16 protein-coding genes are annotated in these 20,462 nt (G+C 72.7%); 8 read left to right on the top strand and 8 right to left on the bottom strand.

Going from position 1 to position 20,462, the window contains the following annotated elements:
• Positions 1-79: 79 nt before the first annotated feature.
• A complete protein-coding gene (gene mptB / locus SACTE_RS19270) occupies positions 80-1,558 on the bottom strand; it encodes a polyprenol phosphomannose-dependent alpha 1,6 mannosyltransferase MptB (RefSeq protein WP_019993355.1) in 1,479 nt (492 codons plus the stop codon).
• A 57-nt stretch (positions 1,559-1,615) separates the two neighbouring features.
• Positions 1,616-2,902, bottom strand: a complete 1,287-nt coding sequence (locus SACTE_RS19265; RefSeq protein WP_014047692.1) for a geranylgeranyl reductase family protein — start codon at positions 2,900-2,902, stop codon at positions 1,616-1,618.
• A gap of 96 nt (positions 2,903-2,998) precedes the next feature.
• Between SACTE_RS19265 and SACTE_RS19260 the strand changes: the two genes are divergently transcribed.
• Complete coding sequence (locus SACTE_RS19260; RefSeq protein WP_014047691.1) at positions 2,999-3,514, top strand: GNAT family N-acetyltransferase; 516 nt, start codon at positions 2,999-3,001, stop codon at positions 3,512-3,514.
• A 24-nt stretch (positions 3,515-3,538) separates the two neighbouring features.
• Here the strand turns inward: SACTE_RS19260 and SACTE_RS19255 are convergent, their stop codons facing one another.
• A complete protein-coding gene (locus SACTE_RS19255; RefSeq protein WP_014047690.1) occupies positions 3,539-4,231 on the bottom strand; it encodes a demethylmenaquinone methyltransferase in 693 nt (230 codons plus the stop codon).
• A gap of 327 nt (positions 4,232-4,558) precedes the next feature.
• Here SACTE_RS19255 and SACTE_RS19250 point away from each other — a divergent pair, with 327 nt between their 5' ends.
• Entirely contained in the window at positions 4,559-5,482 is a 924-nt protein-coding gene (locus SACTE_RS19250) for a DUF3152 domain-containing protein (RefSeq protein ID WP_226995179.1), read from the top strand.
• 368 nt (positions 5,483-5,850) lie between these two features.
• The gene (gene fxsT, locus SACTE_RS19245) at positions 5,851-8,751 is read left to right on the top strand and encodes an FxSxx-COOH system tetratricopeptide repeat protein (protein WP_014047688.1); all 2,901 of its coding nucleotides are present in this window, start codon (positions 5,851-5,853) and stop codon (positions 8,749-8,751) included.
• A gap of 163 nt (positions 8,752-8,914) precedes the next feature.
• Here the strand turns inward: fxsT and SACTE_RS19240 are convergent, their stop codons facing one another.
• The 4 genes from SACTE_RS19240 to SACTE_RS19225 all read right to left on the bottom strand — a co-directional run bounded on the left by SACTE_RS19240 (position 8,915) and on the right by SACTE_RS19225 (position 13,738).
• Positions 8,915-9,538, bottom strand: a complete 624-nt coding sequence (locus SACTE_RS19240; RefSeq protein WP_014047687.1) for a hypothetical protein — start codon at positions 9,536-9,538, stop codon at positions 8,915-8,917.
• Positions 9,539-9,545: 7 nt separating this feature from the next.
• Positions 9,546-10,745, bottom strand: a complete 1,200-nt coding sequence (gene mqnC / locus SACTE_RS19235; RefSeq protein WP_014047686.1) for a cyclic dehypoxanthinyl futalosine synthase — start codon at positions 10,743-10,745, stop codon at positions 9,546-9,548.
• 72 nt (positions 10,746-10,817) lie between these two features.
• Positions 10,818-12,479 carry a serine/threonine-protein kinase gene (locus SACTE_RS19230; protein ID WP_014047685.1) on the bottom strand — a complete coding sequence of 554 codons (1,662 nt, stop codon included), beginning with the start codon at positions 12,477-12,479 and terminating at the stop codon, positions 10,818-10,820.
• Between the two features lie 380 nt (positions 12,480-12,859).
• Entirely contained in the window at positions 12,860-13,738 is an 879-nt protein-coding gene (locus tag SACTE_RS19225; RefSeq protein WP_014047684.1) for a menaquinone biosynthesis protein, read from the bottom strand.
• Between the two features lie 285 nt (positions 13,739-14,023).
• On the opposite strand from SACTE_RS19225, the gene SACTE_RS19220 reads away from it, so the two are divergent.
• From SACTE_RS19220 to SACTE_RS34640, 4 genes are all read left to right on the top strand, one after another.
• Positions 14,024-14,227, top strand: a complete 204-nt coding sequence (locus SACTE_RS19220) for a cold-shock protein (protein WP_003967102.1) — start codon at positions 14,024-14,026, stop codon at positions 14,225-14,227.
• 244 nt (positions 14,228-14,471) lie between these two features.
• Positions 14,472-15,296, top strand: coding sequence for a MerR family transcriptional regulator (locus SACTE_RS19215; protein ID WP_014047683.1), 825 nt, complete (start codon positions 14,472-14,474; stop codon positions 15,294-15,296).
• A gap of 180 nt (positions 15,297-15,476) precedes the next feature.
• A complete protein-coding gene (locus SACTE_RS19210; RefSeq protein ID WP_014047682.1) occupies positions 15,477-18,449 on the top strand; it encodes an AfsR/SARP family transcriptional regulator in 2,973 nt (990 codons plus the stop codon).
• A 193-nt stretch (positions 18,450-18,642) separates the two neighbouring features.
• Positions 18,643-18,816 carry a hypothetical protein gene (locus SACTE_RS34640; protein WP_014047681.1) on the top strand — a complete coding sequence of 58 codons (174 nt, stop codon included), beginning with the start codon at positions 18,643-18,645 and terminating at the stop codon, positions 18,814-18,816.
• Between the two features lie 205 nt (positions 18,817-19,021).
• Here SACTE_RS34640 and SACTE_RS19205 read toward each other — a convergent pair whose 3' ends face one another.
• Positions 19,022-19,564, bottom strand: a complete 543-nt coding sequence (locus SACTE_RS19205; RefSeq protein ID WP_014047680.1) for a hypothetical protein — start codon at positions 19,562-19,564, stop codon at positions 19,022-19,024.
• A 241-nt stretch (positions 19,565-19,805) separates the two neighbouring features.
• Here SACTE_RS19205 and SACTE_RS19200 point away from each other — a divergent pair, with 241 nt between their 5' ends.
• On the top strand, positions 19,806-20,456 hold the full coding sequence (locus SACTE_RS19200) for a hypothetical protein (protein ID WP_014047679.1): 651 nt from the start codon (positions 19,806-19,808) through the stop codon (positions 20,454-20,456).
• The last annotated feature ends 6 nt before the right edge of the window (positions 20,457-20,462 follow it).

Here is a 20,462-nt window from a genome sequence, read left to right as displayed (position 1 = left end):
CAGGTCCACCAGCCGATTCACCAGCGGTCGTGAAGCGCTTCGGGCCGTCATCCCCCCGCTCGGGGGTGACGGCCCGTCATCATGCCCCGGTCCGCAACCCGGCGGCCCTGTCCGCCCCGGTATCCGCCGCCGTGTCCGGATCGTCCGCCGGGAGTCCTCCGGGGTCGGCCGCGGTACGGCGCACGAGGACCACCCCGAGCACACAGGTGAGTCCCGCCAGCACGAACCCGTAGGCGGGCGTCGACCCCGAGGGCTGCGTCTCGTAGACGAGCGCCGCCGACAGCACCGCCACCGCGCTGCGGGCCCGGCCCCCGCCCGCGGTGGCGGCGAGCACCACCGCGCCCCACAGCAGGTACCACGGCTGCACCATCGGGGAGAGGGCCACCAGAGCCAGCAGCGCGAGGCCGAGGGCGTGGACCGGTGGGAGCCGCCCGGCGGCGGAGCGCCACGCCAGCAGGGCGATCAGGACCAGGGCCGCCGCCAGCCCCAGGTTCTGCACGGCGGAGGTGACCGGCGCCGGGTCGGTACCGAACAGCAGCCGCCCCAGGTGCCCGAGTCCGAGCCCCAGGTCGCTGCTGGCCGAGAGCGCGGTGTGGATACGGCCCGCGACACCCTGGGTGTCCAGCCAGCCGAACCCGGTGCCGCCGACCAGCGTCACCAGGAGCACGACCGCCCCGGCGACCGCTCCGGGCCCCAGCAGCCCCTTGGCCACCCGGCGTGCCGTCGGACCGGTGGCAGCCCGGCCCACCACGACGCCCACGAAGAGCAGCGCCACCGCGGCGGGCGACTTGACCATCATGGCCAGCCCGATGAGCACCGAGCCGCTGATCCACCTCCCGCGCAGCGCGAACACCGCGCCCGCCAGCATCAGCCCGGCCATCAGACCGTCGTTGTGCACGCCGCCCACCACGTGCATCAGCAGCAGCGGGTTCAGCGCGCCCAGCCACAGCGCGGCGCTCCCGTCGCGGCCGTGCTCACGCGCCAGGCGCAGCAGCGCCCAGGCGATCAGGGCCAGCGCCCCCAGGGCGACGAGCCGCAGGACGAGGACGCCGGGCACGATCGTGCCGCCGGTCGCCCAGGCCGCCGCCCGCGCGAGGATCAGGAAGAACGGGCCGTAGGGGGCCGGGGTGTCGGTCCAGTGGCCCCCCACGCTCGCGGCCGCGTCGCCGCCCGGACCGGCGGGGTCCAGGACCGAGGGGCCGACGCTGTAGACGTCGTGCCCTTCGAGGACCATCGCGCCCTGGGCGAGGTAGCTGTAGACGTCGGCGCTGTAGAGCGGCGGGGCCAGGACGAACGGCACGGCCCACCACAGGAGGGTGACCAGGGTGTGGCGGACACCGGCGCCCGTCCTGCCGTACAGCCACCAGGCGACGACGAGTGTGGTGAGCCCGGCGTAGGCCAGGACGTATCCGGCGGCGGTCACCGCGGTGCCGTGCGGGACCCACAGGCCCCACGGGTCATGGGCAGGCAGGGTGCCGACGGCCCAGCCGCCCAGAGCGGCCGCCGCAGCACCCACCGTGCCCAGCCGGCGGCAGCCGCCGGCGCTCCATGCCCCCATTGCCCGCATGGTCCGCAAACCTACCCCAGGGCCCGGCGGCGACCCCGGCGGCTTCGCTCAGGCCTTCGGGGCGACCTTGGAGAGCCCGTTGATGATGCGGTCCATGGCGTCGCCGCCGGTGGGGTCGGTGAGGTTGGCGAGCATCTTCAGCGTGAACTTCATCAGCAGCGGATGGGTCAGACCGCGCTGGGTCGCGATCTTCATGACCTTGGGGTTGCCGATCATCTTCACGAAGGCACGGCCCAGCGTGTAGTACCCGCCGTAGGTCTCCTTGAGCACCTTCGGGTAGTGCTGGAGGGCCAGTTCGCGCTGGGCGGCCGTCGCTCGGGCCTGGGCCTGCACGATGACGTCGGCGGCGATCTGGCCGGACTCCATGGCGTAGGCGATGCCCTCGCCGTTGAACGGGTTGACGAGCCCGCCCGCGTCACCGACGAGCAGCAGCCCCTTGGTGTAGTGCGGCTGGCGGTTGAAGGCCATGGGGAGCGCGGCGCCCCGGATCGGCATCGTCATGTTCTCCGGGGTGTACCCCCAGTCCTCGGGCATCGAGGCGCACCAGGCCTTCAGCACCTCGCGCCAGTCGAGCTCCTTGAAGGCGGACGAGGAGTTGAGGATGCCGAGCCCGACGTTGGACGTGCCGTCGCCCATGCCGAAGATCCAGCCGTAGCCCGGCAGCAGGCGGTCCTCGGCGCCGCGCCGGTCCCACAGCTCCAGCCAGGACTCCAGGTAGTCGTCGTCGTGGCGGGGCGAGGTGAAGTACGTCCGTACCGCGACGCCCATCGGACGGTCGTCACGGCGGTGCAGCCCCATGGCCAGTGAGAGCCGGGTGGAGTTGCCGTCGGCGGCGACGACCAGCGGGGCGTGGAAGGTGACCGGGGTCTTCTCCTCGCCGAGCTTGGCGTGCACGCCGGTGATGCGGCCGGTACGCGCGTCGGTGATCGGGGCGCCGACGTTGCACCGCTCGTGCAGCCGCGCGCCCGCCTTCTGCGCCTGCCGGGCCAGCTGCTCGTCGAAGTCGTCGCGCTTGCGGACCAGTCCGTAGTCCGGGTACGAGGCGAGGTCGGGCCAGTCCAGCTGGAGGCGGACTCCGCCGCCGATGATGCGCAGGCCCTTGTTGCGGAGCCAGCCGGCCTCTTCGGAGATGTCGATGCCCATGGAGACCAGCTGCTTGGTGGCGCGCGGGGTGAGGCCGTCGCCGCAGACCTTCTCCCGGGGGAAGGCCGTCTTCTCCAGGAGGAGGACGTCCAGCCCGGCCTTCGCGAGGTAGTACGCGGTCGTGGAACCGGCGGGACCGGCGCCGACGACGATGACGTCCGCGCTGTGTTCGGACAAGGGCTGCTCGGTCACGTCCGGATCTCCCGAAGACTCGAAATCGCGTGCCGCGCGGCACCTGTCGCGTGCAGTCTATGGGGGCTTGCCGTTCCGACTCCGAAGGGCTCCCAGATGTCGCTCGCGCCTCCCGCCGCCCCGCTCGTACACCTGCGCGTCCCCACCGACGAGGACGCCCTGGCCTGGCACAGGGTCTTCGCCGATCCCGAGGTGATGGAGTTCCACGGCGGCCGGCCGGCGGAGCTCTCCGTCTACGAGGAACTGACCGCGCGCCAGCGCCGGCACGACGCGGAGCACGGGCTGTGCCTGTGGACCCTGCTGGACGACGCCGGCGAGGTGCTGGGGTTCACCGGCGCCCAGCCGTGGCCGCACACGTCGTTCGGCCCGGTCGGTGAGATCGAGATCGGCTGGCGGCTGGCCCGGGCGGCCTGGGGCCGCGGCTACGCGACCGCCGCCGCCCGCACCACGCTGGAGCGGGCACGCGCGGCCGGGGTGCCCGAGGTCGTGGCCATGGTCAACTCCCGTAACGAGCGGTCGATGGCGGTGACCCGCCGGCTGGGCATGCGGCAGGCGGAGTCGTACACCACCCCGTCCGGCGCGGAGGCGTACTGCTTCCGGCTGACGCTCTGACCGGCCCCGCCCCGGGGGCCTCCGTCAGGCGCGGACACCCCGGTGCAGGGCGACGACCCCGCCGGTGAGGTCGCGCCAGGCGACCTTCGACCAGCCCGCCTTCCGCATCAGCCCGGCCAGGCCCGCCTGGTCGGGCCAGGCGCGGATGGACTCGGCGAGGTAGACGTACGCGTCCGGGTTGCTGCACACCGTGCGGGCGACCGGCGGCAGCGCGCGCATCAGGTACTCGGTGTAGACCCGGCGGAACGGCGCCCAGGTCGGCTGGGAGAACTCGCAGATCACGACCCGGCCGCCGGGCTTCGTCACCCGGTACAGCTCGCGCAGCGCCTGGTCGGTGTCCTGGATGTTGCGCAGCCCGAAGGAGATGGTGACCGCGTCGAAGGTCTCGTCCTTGAACGGGAGCTTCGTGCCGTCCCCCGCCGTGAACGGCATCCAGGGGTGGCGCCGCTTGCCGACCCGGAGCATGCCGATCGAGAAGTCGCAGGGCACCACGTAGGCGCCGGCCCGCGCGAAGGGCTGCGAGGAGGTGGCCGTACCCGCCGCCAGGTCGAGGATCTTCTGCGCCGGGCGGGCGTCCACCGCCTTGGCGACCTCCTTGCGCCAGCGCCTGGCCTGCCCGAGGGAGATCACATCGTTGGTCAGGTCGTAGTTCGCCGCCACGTCGTCGAACATCGAGGCGACTTCGTGCGGCTGCTTTTCCAGGGATGCTCGGGTCACCCTCCCATTCAAGCAGCCTGCCCGGCGACCGCCCCGGGCGGTGTGGGTGCGTCCCGAACCATTCGGCCCCCACGGCACTCATAGAGGGGAGCGGGGAGGTCCCCGAAAGCCGGCGAGGGGCGGAGCGTGGACACCGAGTCCCGGACGCGGGCAACGCTCCCGGCTCCCCCCTGCCCCCGACAACTCCCTTACATCTCACCGGTAGACAGGGGGCCGGAGGTGGTGCGGCAGGCGGACGAGCACCCGGCCCCGACGCGGCAGGACAGCGCCCGGAGCTGAAGATCAACTCTGGACGACCACATCGAGACCACGGATACTCACCAGAACATGCACAGTGAAAACGCACGTCGAATACGGAACTCCGCCGGTTCCCGGCGAGGCCCGGGGACGGCTGCTTCCGGCCCGCGGCTCCCGCGCACGCAGAGCCGGAAGCGGTCCCAGGAGCGCCGAAGACGCCGGCAGAGACGCCGCGCGGTGCTGACGGGGACGGTCGTCGCGGTCGGCGCGGTCGCCGCGTTCCTCTTCGTCGACCCTCCGTGGCAGCACGACGACGACGCCCTCGCCGCCGACCGCACGCCCACCGGCCCCACGTCGCCGGCGCCCTCCTCCCCCGACGCGTCGCCGAGCCCCGAGGTCACGCAGTCCCCCGAGGCGTCCCCGAGCACCGAGAAGACGGTGGACCCGGACTCGGTACCGGAGTCGGGGTCCGGCACCTTCACCGTGGCCCGCGCCGGGATCTCCTCCTCCGGCAAGGGCGATCCCTACCGTGTCGAGGTCGAGGACGGGATCGGGGTGGACCCGGACAGCGCGGCCGAGGACGTGGCCGCGATACTCGCCGATCCGCGCGGCTGGAACGAGGGCGGGACCCGCTCCTTCCGCCAGGTCGCCGACGGCTCCGCCGGACTGGTGATACGCATCGGCACCCCCGCGACCACCGACAAGCTCTGCGGGCAGTACGACCTGGACACCGGCGGCGAGGTGAACTGCCGTGGCGGGGAGAACGTCATGGTCAACCTCCGCCGCTGGCTGCTGGGGTCACCGACGTTCGACGGCACCGCCGCCGAGTACCGGGCCCTGATCATCAACCACGAGGTCGGCCACTGGCTGGGCCACGGCCACGAGACGTGCCCGGGCCCGGGCAGGCCCGCCCCCGCGATGATGCAGCAGATCAAGGGCCTGAAGGGCTGCACGTCCAACGCCTGGCCGTACACCGCGGACGGCACCTACCTGGGAGGCCCGTCGGTGCCGTGAGACCCGGCGAGCACCGCTCCCCCGAAGCGGGTTCCACGGGTTCGTATCCTGCCGGGGCACAGCTCGGTGCGGTCCTGCCCTGAGATCCTTCCTCCGGGATGGGCTCCACTCGGCCTCGGACTCCTCGTCCGGGGCCTTTTGCGTGAGCGGACGGGATGTCGCTGCCCCCCGCGAGGTCCGCACGGCGGTGTTCGATCGACGCGTCGGCTCGGCGTGGGGCCGCAGGCGTCGGACGCGTGCCTCGTACGTACCGAGGCGGTCCTCGTGTTGCCGACGGGATCTTGTCGTTCTCCACCCTGCTTCGCGCCGTACGCGAGATCATGGCCCGAGGTCCGTGCAAGAAGCGCCAAGGCATTCGGAGGGCACAGGTGACCGACACCACGCGACGGTTCTTCGTCAGCTACGCGGGCCCTGACCAGGCCTGGGCGGAATGGGTCGGCTGGCAGCTCAAGCGGGCCGGGCACCAGGTCGAGCTGGACCGGTGGGACTGGCAGACCGGGGACGACTTCGTCCAGAAGATGAGCCTCGCCCTCCAGAGGGCCGACGCGGTGGTGGCCGTGTTCTCCAAGAGGTACTTCGCCGCCGAGCGCTGGAGCGGGGACGAGTGGTCGGCCACCGTGGCCATGCGGGGACGACTCGTGCCCGTAGCGATCGAAGCCCTGACCGACGACGACATCCCGGCCCTCCTGCGGAACAGGCTGTACAAGGGTCTCCACGGGCTCGACGAGCCCGCCGCCACCGCCGCTCTCCTCGAAGCCGTCCACGGACCGGTTCCCCCCGCTGGTCCGGTCGCCTTCCCCGGCGCCGCATCACCTGACGCGGATACGGTGCCTGACCCCCAACGCCCCAGGCTGCCCAGCAGCGTCGGCCTGCCCGAGGTGTGGAGCGTCCGCCGCCGCAATCCCGACTTCTCCGGCCGCGAGGACGAAATGGTCCAGCTCCGGGCCGGGCTGTCCGGCGGACATCAAGCCGTGGTCCAGGCCCTCCACGGGATGGGCGGGATCGGAAAGACCCAGATCGCCTTGGAGTACGCCCACCGATTCGCCAGCCAGTACGACCTCGTGTGGTGGATCGATGCCGAGCAGGCCGACCAACTGCCCGTCCGTTACACCGAACTCGCCGATCGTCTGGGCATCGCCAAGTCCGATGCCGGCTCCGAGGCCAACGCCCACGCCCTTCTCCAGCATCTGCGGACGCGGCACCGCTGGCTACTCGTTCTCGACAACGCCGACCAGCCCGACCAGATCGAGCCCTGGCTGCCCGAGGGCCCCGGCCACGTCCTGATCACCTCCCGCAACCCCGACTGGCACGGGATCGCCCATCAGAGCGACCTGGACGTGTTCACCCGCCCCGACTCCCAGGCCTACCTCAAGAGTCGTATCCCGGGCATCACCCCGGAACAGGCAGACCTCCTGGCGCTGGATCTGGGCGACCTCCCCCTCGCCCTCGCCCAAGCCGCAGGAGTCCTGCGCAGTGGCATGTCCCTGGATCGATACCGCCGGCTCCTGACCACCAACACCGAACTCCTCCTGCAGGAGAGCGACGTCCGCGACTACCCCGCGCCCCTGGCCGCGACGGTCATCATCGCCGCCACCCGCCTCACGGACGACGGCCATCCCGATGCCACCGCCCTGCTCCGCCTGGGTGCCTTCCTCGGCCCCGACCCCATCCCGACCGCCTGGCTGGAAACAGTCCGTCCCCGCCTGACCACCATTCCCGGCGACCCGGACGACCCGATGTGGCTGCGCAACGCCCTCCAGCATCTCGGCCGCTTCGGACTGGCCCGCACCGACTTCGACACCTTCCAGATCCACCGCCTCACCCAGGCCATCCTCCGCACGCAGCCCAGTCCCGAACAGGCCGCGGCGATCGGCGACGACGTCACCACCGTCCTGGCCGCGGTCGACCCCGGCGACCCGCAGTCCCCGGCCGACTGGCCGGCGTGGGCCTCCCTCACCGCCCATCTCGCCACGCCTCACGTCACCACCGCCGTCACCGGCCAACCCGGCCTACGGGCGATACTTCTGCATGCCACTCACTTCCTCATCCGCAGCGGCCTCCCGCGCGCCGCCCACGGCCTCGCCCAGGCACTGCACCGGTCGTGGAACACGGACCTGGGGCCGAATCACCCCGACACCCTCACCTGTGCGCAGTACCTCGGGCACGCGAGCGTCGACCTCGGCGACTACGCCACGGCCCGCCCCATCATCGAGGACACCTTCGTCCGTCGCCGCCGGGTGCTGGGCGAAGACCATCCCGACACACTGCACTCCGCCAACGACGCCGGGACTGCCCTGAGTTACGCGGGAGAACCCGCGAAGGCCCATCGCCTGCACGAGGACGCGCTCGTCCGTCGCCGCCGGGTCCTCGGCGAGGACCACCCCGACACCCTCAACTCCGCCAGCAACCTCGCTTCCGCTCTCGGCGAGTTGGGCAAGTACGCGGAGGCCCGCCCCATGCAGGAGGACGCGCTCGCCCGCCGCCGCCGGGTCCTGGGTGAGGACCACCCCGACACCCTCAGCTCCGCCGGCAACCTCGCCAGCACCCTGCACGCCCTGGGCGAGTCCGCGGAAGCCCGCCGCATGCACGAGGACACACTCGCCCGCCGCCGCCGGGTCCTGGGCGAGGACCACCCCGACACCCTCAACTCCGCCAGCAACCTCGCCACCACCCTGCACGCCCTGGGCGAGTCCGCGGAAGCCCGCCGCATGCACGAGGACACACTCGCCCGCCGCCGCCGGATCCTCGGCGAGGACCACCCCGACACCGTCAACTCCGTCGGCAACGTCGCAAGCGTCCTGTACGCCTTGGGGGAGTATGCGGAGGCCCGCCCCATGGAGCAGGACGCGCTCGCCCGCCGCCGCCGGATCCTCGGCGAGGACCACCCCGACACCCTCAGCTCCGCCGGCAACCTCGCCACCACCCTGCACGCCCTGGGCGAGTCCGCGGAAGCCCGCCGCATGCACGAGGACACACTCGCCCGCCGCCGCCGGGTCCTCGGCGAGGACCACCCCGACACCCTCGTGTCGTTCAACAGCGTGGCTGTCATCCTGCACTCCCTCCGCCTGTACCCGGAGGCTGTCGAACTCCTGCAGGACGCACGCGCCCGCTTCCTACGCGTCCACGGTGTGCATCACCCTGACACCACGCAGATCACGAGGAACCTCGCTGCGTCGCTGAGGGCGATGGGCAGGAGACACGAGGCCGAACAGCTGATGGGACGGAAGGCGAGCAAGGGCAAGCGCCGCTTCGGCCGCAAGCGACGGTGACGCCTCAAGGAGGCAGGCCACGCGGCCCCGGGCGGGCACTGTGGGACTGGGCGCTGTCCCGGATCCGCGTCGCCCCCACGGACGACCAGCTGATGTCCATGGAGCGCCGGGGGGTGTGCGCGCTGTTCGCGTCCGTCGGTGCCGTGAGACCCGGACCGTGCCCTCAGCTCGCCCGGAAGAGCAGCCGCCCGCCCAGTACCGTGGCGACGCAGCTCCCCGCGCCCCGCGCGGCCAGCTCCCCCGCGTCCCGTACGTCGAAGACGGCCAGGTCCGCCGGGTCTCCGGCCCCCGGCGGCGGCCCGACCGGGCGGGCGGTGCCCGCCAGTGGGTCCAGGGAGGCCGGGGGCGCCGCGTCGCCGGACGTCGGCGGCAGGAGGCGCAGGCCCGAGCGGGTGACGGCGGTACGCACCCCGGGGCGGGTGAACGTCCCGGCGACGGCGGTCGTGCCGTGCCGCAGCATCCGCTGGAGGCCGCGCCGGGCGCTGGCGCCCCAGCGGGCGTCGTCCATGGCGAGCGCGGTGACCGCCTCGCCGGACAGCGGTCGGGTGCCGAGCGCGTCGGCCTCGCGCGGGTCCGGGTGGTAGGTCTCCTCCAGCAGTTCCCGCGCGGTGACGTTCACCAGGCCCCGGGCGACCAGCCCCGGCCAGCGCCGCACCCGGGCCGTGGGGAAGGCCGCGGAGACGTCCGTCCACGGCCCGACCGCGACGACGACGCCGCCGTCCACGGCCACGGAGTCCGCCCCGTCCGGGGCGCCGAGGACCGCGTCGGCGGCGTGGATCGTCAGCACCGGCAGGTCAGTTGGCGTCGAGGAGCTTGAGCTCCGGGTGCGCCGTACCGCCGGTGATCGCGGTGGAGGAGATGTGCGAGACGACGCGCTCGTCGACCGGGTCGTTCGCCGGGTCGTCGTGGACGACGAGGTGCTCGTACGTCGTGGCGCGCTGGGCGGGGACGCGCCCCGCCTTGCGGATCAGGTCGATGATCTCCAGCCGGTTGGAGCGGTGCTTGGCACCGGCCGAGGAGACGACGTTCTCCTCCAGCATGATCGAGCCGAGGTCGTCCGCGCCGTAGTGCAGCGACAGCTGGCCGACCTCCTTGCCGGTGGTCAGCCAGGAGCCCTGGATGTGGGCGACGTTGTCGAGGAAGATCCGGGCGATGGCGATCATCCGCAGGTACTCGAAGAGCGTGGCCTGCGTCTGCCCCTTCAGCTTGTTGTTCTCCGGCTGGTAGGTGTACGGGATGAAGGCGCGGAAGCCGCCCGTGCGGTCCTGGACGTCGCGGATCATCCGCAGGTGCTCGATGCGCTCGGCGTTGGTCTCGCCGGTGCCCATCAGCATGGTCGCGGTGGACTCGACCCCGAGGCCGTGCGCGATCTCCATGATCTCCAGCCAGCGCTCGCCGGACTCCTTGAGCGGGGCGATCGCCTTGCGCGGCCGGGCCGGCAGGAGTTCGGCGCCGGCACCGGCGAAGGAGTCGAGGCCGGCGGCGTGGATCCGCGTGATGGCCTCCTCGGCCGTGACCCCGGAGATCCGGGCCATGTGCTCGATCTCGGAGGCGCCCAGCGAGTGGATGACCAGCTGCGGGAACGCCTTCTTGATCGCGGAGAAGTGCTCCTCGTAGTACTCGACGCCGTAGTCCGGGTGGTGGCCGCCCTGGAACATGATCTGCGTACCGCCGAGTTCGACGGTCTCCGCGCAGCGGCGCAGGATGTCGTCGAGGTCGCGGGACCAGCCCTTGGCGGTGTCCTTCGGCGCGGCGTAGAAGGCGCAGAACTTGCAGGCCGTGACGCACACGTTGGTGTAGTTGATGTTGCGCTCGATGATGTACGTCGCGATGTGCTCCGTGCCGGCGTAGCGGCGGCGGCGTACGGCGTCGGCGGCGGCCCCCAGCGCGTGCAGCGGAGCCGACCGGTACAGGTCGAGCGCCTCCTGCGGCGTGATCCGCCCGCCTTCGGCGGCGCGGTCGAGGATGGGCTGAAGGTCGGCCTTCTCGGTCACCGGGCTGTCACCTTTCGGCGGTTTTTCTACGGATCCGCGGACCGATCCAGCCTACGCCAGCCGTATGCCGCCTCAGCCGCCGGACCGGGTGAGCGTGCCCTTCGGCGTGCCCGCGGCCTCCTCGTGCGACTCGTAGCGCAGGGTGGTGCGGGAGGTCAGGGTGAAGTCGAGGTCGGCGTCACCGCCGGTGCACAGGGCGCCGTCGGCGTTCTCGGGGTCGGTCCGTTCGCGGATCCTCAACTCCGTGGCCGTACCGGAGACGAGGGTGCCGATGCCCTTGCAGACCACGCTGGTGCCGAGCACGTCGAGCCGGTGCGTCAGCCGGACCACGTCCTCGCCCCGCGCGCCCTCGGTGAAGACGGCGGTGACCGTGCCGTGCGGCAGTCCGCTGCGCTCGGTGGCGGAGCCCTTCCAGGTGCCGACGAACGCGTCGGGCAGCGCCTTCACCGGTGCCGCCGCGGAGGCGGAGGGGCCCGGGGCCTCGGATCCGGTAGCCGCGGGCGGCGCTGCCCCCTCGTTTCCGTGGCGGTCGTCGTCCCCGCCCGGGAACAGGTCGCCCAGCATCGTCGCGCCGACGGTGACGGCGGCCAGCGCGCCGGCCACGGCGAGCGCCACGGTGCAGCTGATCCGGCGGCCACGCCGCTCCCCGGCCCCCGCGCCGGCGCCCAGGGAGAAGCCGATCCGGGCCCCGGGCTCCCCGGGGCCCGCCGCGCCGTAGGGCCCCAGGGCCGGTGCGGCGGACGGCGGGGGCGGCAGCGGCGGGCCGAAGCTGCCGAGTGCCGTGTTCACCGGTGACACGCTGCTGAAGGGCACCGGCCCGGACCGCACCGGCTCGTCCTGCGGCTCCAGGTCCAGCAGGGCCACCGCCGACCGGCTGACCTCCCGCACCAGCGGTTCCGGCAGCCAGCCCGGCGCCACCAGGGCGGCGGCCCCGCCGGGCGCGAGCCTGCGGGCGAGCTCCGCGGGGGCGGGCCGGTCGGCGGGGTCCTTGGCGAGGCACCCGGCCACCAGCTCCCGCAGTTCGCCCTCCAGGTCCCCCAGTTCGGGTTCCTCGTGCACCACCTTGTAGAGGAGTACGGCGGACGAGTCGCCGGGGAAGGGGTCGTTGCCGGTCCCCGCGTAGGCGAGGACCGCCCCGAGCGAGAAGACGTCGGCCGCTCCGGAGATGTCCAGGCCCCGGATCTGCTCCGGCGCCATGTAGCCGGGCGAGCCGACGGAGACCCCGGTGGAGGTGAGGGAGACGGTGGCACCGAGGGCGCGGGCGATCCCGAAGTCGATCAGCCGGGGCCCGTCGAGCGCGAGCAGGACGTTGGACGGCTTCACGTCCCGGTGGATGAGGCCGTGCGCGTGCACGGCGGCGAGCGCCTCGCCGAGTCCGGCCCCCAGGGCCCGTACCGCCGGCGTGGGCAGCGGACCGTGGCGGGTGACCGCGTCGGAGAGCGGTGGCCCGGCCACGTAGCCGGTCGCCACCCACGGCACCGGCGCGTCCGGGTCGGCGTCCAGGACGGGGGCGGTCCACTGCGCGCCGACCCGGCGCGCGGCCTCCACCTCACGCCGGAAGCGGGCCCGGAACTGCTCGTCGAGGGCGAAGTGGGGGTGGACGACCTTGACCGCGACGGTGCGCCCCCCGGCGCTGCGCCCCAGATAGACCCGGCCCATCCCACCCGCGCCGAGCCTGCCGATCAGCCGGTAGGCGCCGATCGTGTGCGGTTCGCCGGCTTCCAGCGGCTGCATATGGACTCCCCCTGTGAACCCCGAGACCTCCGAGCGCAGCCTAGGCGTCCGGGGTCTCCGCCCCCAGGGAGACCTTCTGTCGATTTCGGGCCCTAAGGGAACGAAGTCAAGGATTTCGCCATGGCGAAAGGCGCGAATACGTCGGTCGCCCTGTGCTCACGGCGGCGTTCACCGGTGCGATACCGGATCGCAAACAGGGGGCGCCCCGGAGTAGGCCCGCTATTCGGCGACCGCTCGTATGCGAGGGGCGTCCCCGGGCAGTGCACGGGCATTCATACGCATTCCCGGGAACGGAATGGAGCGTGAAGGACGTACGCGGTAAAGGCCGGACGGGAAAGTTCGGGATTCATCTATCTCCCGGCCTTTCCCGTCCGCCCGTGTCAGCCGCCCAGCAGCTCGACCGTCACATCGGCCGGGTACCCGGTCCCGGGGCCGGTCCTGCGGGCGAACTCGCGCACCCCGGCCAGCTGGTCCGGGCCGAAGCGGAAGTCCAGCGTGGTGAAGTACCGCTCCAGCACCTCGGCGTCGAAGGCCTCCCAGCGGGCGGCCTGCTCGGCCACCTTGGTGACCTCCTCGAGCGAGACGTCGCGCGAGGCCAGGAACGCCTCGTGCACCTTCTCCACGTACACCGGATTCGAGGCCAGGTAGTCCTTCCGGGCCGCCCAGACCGCGAAGACGAACGGCAGCCCCGTCCACTCCTTCCACATCTGGCCCAGGTCGTGGACCTGGAGGCCGAGCCGCGGGGCGTCGTGCAGGTTGGCGCGGAGCGCGGCGTCGCCGATCAGCACGGCGGCGTCGGCCTCCTGCATCATCACGCCGAGGTCGGGCGGGCAGGTGTAGTAGTCGGGCGTGACGCCGTAGCGCTCGGCGAGGAGCAGCTGGGCCAGCCGTACGGAGGTGCGGGAGGTCGAGCCCAGCGCCACCCGGGCGCCGTCCAGCTGCTCCAGCGGGAGCTGCGACACGATCACACAGGACATGACGGGGCCGTCGCAGCCGACCGCGATGTCGGGGAGGGCGACCAGCTCGTCCGCGTTGCGGAGGAACTCGACCAGGGTGACGGGCCCGATGTCGAGGTCCCCCCTGATCAGCTGCTCGCTGAGTCTCTCCGGGGTGTCCTTCGAGAGCTCCAGATCGAGCAGTGTCCCGGTGCGCGCCAGGCCCCAGTAGAGGGGGAGGCAGTTCAGGAACTGGATGTGGCCGACCCGCGGCCTGCTGCGACGGTCGTCGCCTTCTACGGGAGAGACGGTTGAATTGTCCACATCGCGAGGCTAGACCCGTGCCCGGGGGCGGCCGTCATCGGGGCGTCCGGACGTCTCCCCGGGAGGCTTGTCCGTCAGCCGTTCGGCGGCTCAATCAAACATCCGAGTGAAGTGATCTTTCCCTCTACCGCTCCCCGCGGACTGCGTGCTAGGCTCGCCGCAAGTTGCAGTTTGGTTTCCCTTGCAGTACAGAGCCTGCGGAGCATGTAACCCGCAGGCTTTTGTAGTTTTCAGACTTGTTTGCAGGTTCTGGAGCAGGGCAACCCTTTGGCCCAAGGAGGGCTTATGGCTACCGGAACCGTCAAGTGGTTCAACGCTGAAAAGGGCTTCGGCTTCATCGCCCAGGACGGCGGCGGCCCGGATGTCTTCGTCCACTATTCCGCGATCAACGCGTCCGGGTTCCGCTCCCTCGAGGAGAACCAGGTCGTGAACTTCGACGTCACTCAGGGCCCGAAGGGCCCGCAGGCTGAGAACGTCACCCCGGCCTAGGTCGTTCGTTCGGACCGGACCGGGCACGCGAGCCCGGTGTGATCCGGACGGAGGGTCTTGGAGTTGCCCGGGTCGGCCGATCGCGGCCGGCTAGCAGTACCCAAGGAGCCCCGCTCCCCCGTCTCGGCGGAGGAACGGGGCTCCTGCCTTTCCCGGAGCGCCGCCCCGCGGGCGCCACCCCGCAAGGCCCCCGGAAGCCGCCGCTTGACCTTCACCCCGTGTCAGGCCCTTCCCTGGGAGCACCATGTTCACCATCGGAGACTTCGCCCGGTACGGCAGGGTCTCGGCCCGGATGCTGCGCCATTACGACGCCCTCGGCCTCCTGCGCCCGGACCGCACCGACCCCGCCACCGGCTACCGCTACTACGGCGCCGCCCAACTGGCCCGCCTCAACCGCCTCATCGCGCTCAAGGACCTCGGCCTCACCCTCCAGCAGGTGGGGGCCGTCCTCGACGAGCGGTTGGACGCGGAGGAGTTGCGCGGGATGCTGCGGCTGCGCCGGGCGGAGCTGGAGGCGGCGATGGCCGCGGCGGCCGCACGGCTGACGCAGGTCGAGGCGAGGCTCCGGTCCATCGAGAGCGAGGGGCGCATGCCCGAGAACGACGTCATGGCCAAGCGGATCCCTGCGGTACGGGTCGCCGAACTGACCGCCACGGCAGCCGGCTACCAGCCTCAGGACATCTCCCCGGTCGTCGGACCGCTGTACGACCGGCTGTTCCCGCTGCTGGCCGCGGCGGGCGTCGGACCCACCGGCCCGGGCATCGCCCGGTACGAGGACGCGCCGGGCGGCGACGGAGCGGTGACCGTGCACGCCGGGGTGACGGTCGCCGCCCCGCCCGGCCCGCTCGGCGACACCGGCGTCACGGTCGTCGAGCTGCCCGCCTTCGAGGCGGCGACGATCGTCCACCGGGGTTCCATGGACGACGTCCTCGCCACCGAGCAGGTCCTGGCCCGATGGCTCGACGCACACGGCCGCAACGGCGCGGGGTACGCCCGCGAGGTCTCGCTGGAGTGCCCCGAGGACCGGACCGGCTGGGTCACGGAACTCCAGCTGCCACTGGTCGGCTGACTCCCCGTCAACCCCGCCGCGCCGGGCCGGGGCACCGGACACCGTCACGGTCCTGTGCGGACGGCCACCCGATGCTGACGATTCCGCCTGCGACAAGGCAGACTGTTGACCGCGATACCAGCGGTACGGAGCGCGGCGGCACCAGCAGGACCGGCGGGGCGAGCAGGACAGGGGGCATCAATGGACCGCGACAACGGACCTGGCGTGCGCGTGCCGGAGCAGTACGCTCCGGACCAGGCGGCGGACGGCACCGGATTCCGCTTCTCCGTGCTCGGCCCCGTACGTGCCTGGCGCGGCGGTGAACCACTGCCCACCGGCTCCCCGCAGCAACGCGCCCTGCTGGCCGTCCTGCTGCTGCGCGACGGCCGCACGGCCACCGCCGCCGAGCTCATCGACGCGCTCTGGGGCGACGCCCCGCCCTCCCAGGCCCTGGCCACCGTGCGGACGTACGCCTCCCGGCTCCGCAAGGTCCTCGGCCCGCAGACACTGGTCAGCGAGTCCGGCGGCTACGCGCTCCGCTTCCACCGCGAGGCCCTCGACCTCGCCCGCGCACAGGACCTCGCCGCCGTCGCCGAGAAGGCCCGCGGCGGCGACCGGCTCCGGGCCCGCGCCCTGATCAACGAGGTCCTCGGCCTGTGGAACGGCGAGGTGCTGGCCTCCGTACCCGGCCCGCACGCCGAGACCCAGCGCACCCGCCTGGAGGAGTGGCGCCTCCAGCTCACCGAGACCCGCCTCGACCTGGACCTGGAGGTCGGCAGCCACGCGGAGGCCGTCTCCGAGCTGACCGCGCTCACCGCCGCCCACCCCTTGCGCGAACGGCTGCGCGAGCTGCTGATGGTCGCCCTGTACCGCAGCGGCCGGCAGGCCGAGGCGCTCGCCGTGTACGCGGACACCCGGCGGCTGCTCGCGGAGGAGCTGGGCGTCGACCCGCGCCCCGAACTGGCCCGCCTCCAGCAGCGCATCCTCCAGGCCGACGAGGAACTGGCCCGCACCGCCGACGAGGCCGCCCCCGCCTCCGCGCCGGTACGCCCCGCCCAGCTTCCCGCGACCGTCGCGGACTTCACGGGCCGCGCCTCCTTCGTCCGGGAGCTGGGCGACCAGCTCGCCTCGGCCGAGGGCGCGGTGATGGCCGTCTCCGCCCTGGCCGGCATCGGGGGCGTCGGCAAGACCACGCTCGCCGTCCACGTCGCCCACCAGGCCCGCCCGCACTTCCCGGACGGCCAGCTGTACGTCGACCTCCAGGGTGCGGGCGCCCGGGCCGCGGACCCCGAGACGGTCCTGGGGGCCTTCCTGCGCGCCCTCGGCACCCCCGACTCGGCCATACCGGACTCCCTGGACGAGCGGTCCGCCCTCTACCGCTCCACCCTGGACGGACGGCGCGTCCTGATCCTGCTGGACAACGCCCACGACGCGGCCCAGATCCGCCCGCTGCTCCCCGGCACGGCGGGCTGCGCGGCGCTGGTCACCAGCCGGGTCCGCATGGTCGACCTGGTCGGCGCACACCTGGTCGACCTGGACGTGATGTCACCGGAGGAGGCCCTCCAGCTCTTCATCCGCATCGTCGGCGAGGAACGCGTCACCTCCGAACGCGACGCCGCCCTGGACGTGGTGGCCGCCTGCGGCTTCCTGCCCCTGGCCATCCGTATCGCCGCCTCCCGGCTGGCCGCCCGCCGGACGTGGACGGTCTCGGTCCTGGCGGCGAAGCTCGCCGACGAGCGCCGCCGTCTGGACGAGCTCCAGGCGGGCGACCTCGCGGTCAAGGCCACCTTCGAGCTCGGCTACGGCCAACTGGAGCCGGCCCAGGCCCGCGCCTTCCGCCTGCTGGGCCTGGCCGACGGCCCCGACATCTCGCTCGCCGCGGCCGCCGCCGTCCTGAACCTGGACCCCCACACGACGGAGGACCTCCTGGAGGCCCTGGTCGACACCTCGCTCCTGGAGTCGGCCGCTCCGGGCCGCTACCGCTTCCACGACCTGGTCCGCCTCTACGCCCGCTCCTGCGCCGAACGCGACGAACACCCGCCTCGTGAGCGGGAGATGGCCCTCTCCCGACTGCTGGACTTCTACCTGGCGACCGCGGCGGAGGTGTACGCGCTGGAGCGGCCGGGGGAACGCGTCCTGGACCACTTCTCGCGCACGGTGCACCCCGGCCTCACCTTCCGGGTACGGGAGACCGCGCTGGACTGGCTCTTCTCCGAGTCCAGCGGTCTGCTCGCCTGCGCCCGCCAGTCGGCCGGTGCCGGGATGCCCCGACGGGCCGCCGATCTGCTCATGGCGGTGGTGGACCTGGGCGAATCGGGGGCCAACTCGCATCAGTTCGCCACGGCGGCCAGGGCCGTGAGCGAGGCCGCGCGGGTGGCCGGGGACGCACAGGCGGAAGGCCGGGCACGCACCATGGTGACCCACATCCTCAGCGTCTCCGGGCGGTTCGCCGAGGCGGACGCAGAGGCTCAGCGCGCCCTCGACCTCGGCCGGCTGGCCGGTGACCCGGTCTCCCTCGCCCAGGTCCCGAACCAGCGGGGGATCATCGCCCTGTACGAGAACCGGCACGCGGACGCCGAGAAGCACCTGACGCAGGCGCTGGCCGCCTTCCGCGCGGACGGCAACAAGCCCGGTGAGGCGTCCGCCCTGTGCAACCTGTCCCGCGTCCACCTGGCCACCGGCCGGCGGGAGAGCGCCGTGGACCTCGCCCGGCAAGGCGTCGCCATCTACGAGGCGGACGCCTCGGGCGGCCTGGCGCTCCGCCTGGCCAACGGCAAGTACGCGCTGGGGCTCGCCCTCACCGGCACCGGCCGCACGGGCCTCGCCCAGGAGACCCTGACCGAGGCCATGTCCATCTTCCGGGACAGCCGCCAGCAGTTGTGGCACGGGATGACCCTGTTCCGCCTCGCCGAACTGCATCTCGCCATCCGCCAGCCCGCCCGCGCGGCCTCGCACGCCGAACAGGCGCTGGTGATCCTGCGCGGCATCGGCGGCGAGTGGCGCCGCGCCAATGTCCTCACCGCGCTGGGCCGGGCCCTCACAGGCATAGGCCAGACGGACCGGGCGCAGGTCTGCTGGGGCGAGGCGCTCACCATCTTCGACGAACTGGGCTCCCCCGAGGCCGAATCCGTGCGCGCGCTGCTGGCCCCGGCCCCCGTGGCGCAGGCTTCCTGACCGGCGTTCATCAATCGTTTATCGCCTCCCGGCACTCTCTACTCATCGATCCGTCGCGTCGGGGGGCAGACGGATCGGCGAGTGGCCTCACCGTTAGGGTGAACGGCCCTGGAGAGCCCGCCCGGCGATCCACGGGGGAACCGCCGGGCGGGCCCATCCGTCCGCTGTCAGAACGTTTCAGGAGTTGAGCTGCATGGCCGACAAGAGCGACAACCTCAAGCCGACGGACGCCCACGCGACGGGCGGAGACCTCACCACGCAGGACGCGCACGCCACGGGTTCGCCGCTCAAGCCGGCCGACACCCACGCGACGGGCGGAACGGCCACCACCCAGGACGCGCACGCCACGAGCGAGCCGGCCAACTAGAGCCACCGTCGACGGGGGTACGGGGGTACCGGGGGAACGGCCGCGGCGGCGCGGAGGGGGAGCCGTCGCGGCCGCCGCGCACAGGCGCCGGACCGCAGCCGCATCGGCCTCGGGACGGACGACCACGCCTGACACCACGCAGGGCCCGAGCCGGGTGGCTCGGGCCCTGCGTGGTGTCAGGCGTCCGTACGGCGCCACCGGCCGGTCAGTAGCGCAGTTCCGCCGTGACCAGGCAGCGCTTCACCCGGGAGACCGCCCGGGGGCTGTCCATGCGGACCGTCACGGTCTTCGCCTCGGTGGCCGCGAGGTCCACCGTGGCCTCCCCGGTGTCGACCGCCGTGCCGTTGGCGTCGACGAACGTCACGTCCACCTCGTACGTGTGCGAGGTGGAGGAGGCCGAACGGATCTCGACCGTCGACGACGTCACGGCCTTCCGCTTGCCCTTCTTGGGCTGGACGCACCGCACGACCCGGACCTCGGGCGCCTCGGTGGCGGTCGCGGTGGGGGTCGGTGCCGTGTACGTGGAGCCGCCGGAGGAGCTCGACGTGTCGTCGTAGTCGTCGTCGGAGTAGTCGCGGTAGCCACCGTTGCTCTTCTTGGAGTTGGAGCACCCGCCGCCGGATCCGCTGCTCTTGCCGCTACGGCTCTTGCCCCCGCTCTTGCCGCCGTGGCCGGACGTCTGGAAGCCGGTGAGCGCCAGCACCACCACCGCCAGCACCGCCGCGAACCTGATCCGTCGCCGCATCATCGATGCAGCCCCCCTTGCTGTCGTGAGCCGGCCTGACGTCGGCTGCCCCTTCGGCCGTCGCACAGCCGCGCGACACCGTAACGCACAGCATTCCGGCCGGGACCGACGGCTCGGTCATGGCCCTGTCACGGTCCCGTCATGGTCCGGTCATGGGTGCCGGATGGCAGGGCCGACCGGCCGGGCGTAGCGTCGGTCGAGGGGTGCCGTGCAGTTCCGTGCGCGCAGGCCCGGGAGGCCGTCCATGATCCGCAACGTCATCGGCTCCGTCCTCGCCCTTCTCGGGGCGGCGGGTGCCGTCCAGAGCCCCTTCCGCAGCTGGTACAACGACCGCCTCGGGCGGGACTACCGCATCCAGGACCTCTTCGGCGGCATCAGTGACGCCTCGTCCGCCGTGATGAGTTCGATCCTGCTGCCTTTCCTCTTCGCCGCGCTGGTGACCCTCGTCGGCGTCGTTCTCCGGTCCCGCTGGATCGTGGCGGTGGCCGGTCTGGTCGTCCTGGGCTTCACCGTGCTGTGGATGGTCCGGCAGGGCCAGGAGGCGGGCAGCCTGAGCGTCGGCGGCGACGGGTCGGGGCTGCGGTACGGCGTGGCGCAGGCGCTGGCGGGCGGGGTGCTGCTGCTGCTGGGCGCGCTGGTGATGTCCGGGCGTACGCGGTCGGCGCCGCGCGGGCGCCCGGCCGGCCCGTACCCGGCACCGGCGGACGACCGCCCCGACACCTGGCCGCCGACGCAGGAGCCCGGGCCGTCCTCGCACACGTCGTCGGCCCCGGAGCCCGAGCCGGACCCGTACACCGGTCCCGGCCGCCACCGGGCGCCCGCGAGCGACGAGGACACGGCCGAGTTCCCGGCCCAGGACGAGGACCCCGGCCCGTACCGTCCCGGGCATCCGTGAGGCGCC

The organism is Streptomyces sp. SirexAA-E, from assembly GCF_000177195.2.
GTDB classification, from domain to species: domain Bacteria; phylum Actinomycetota; class Actinomycetes; order Streptomycetales; family Streptomycetaceae; genus Streptomyces; species Streptomyces flavovirens.
This window is presented reverse-complemented; position numbering and strand designations above follow the sequence as displayed.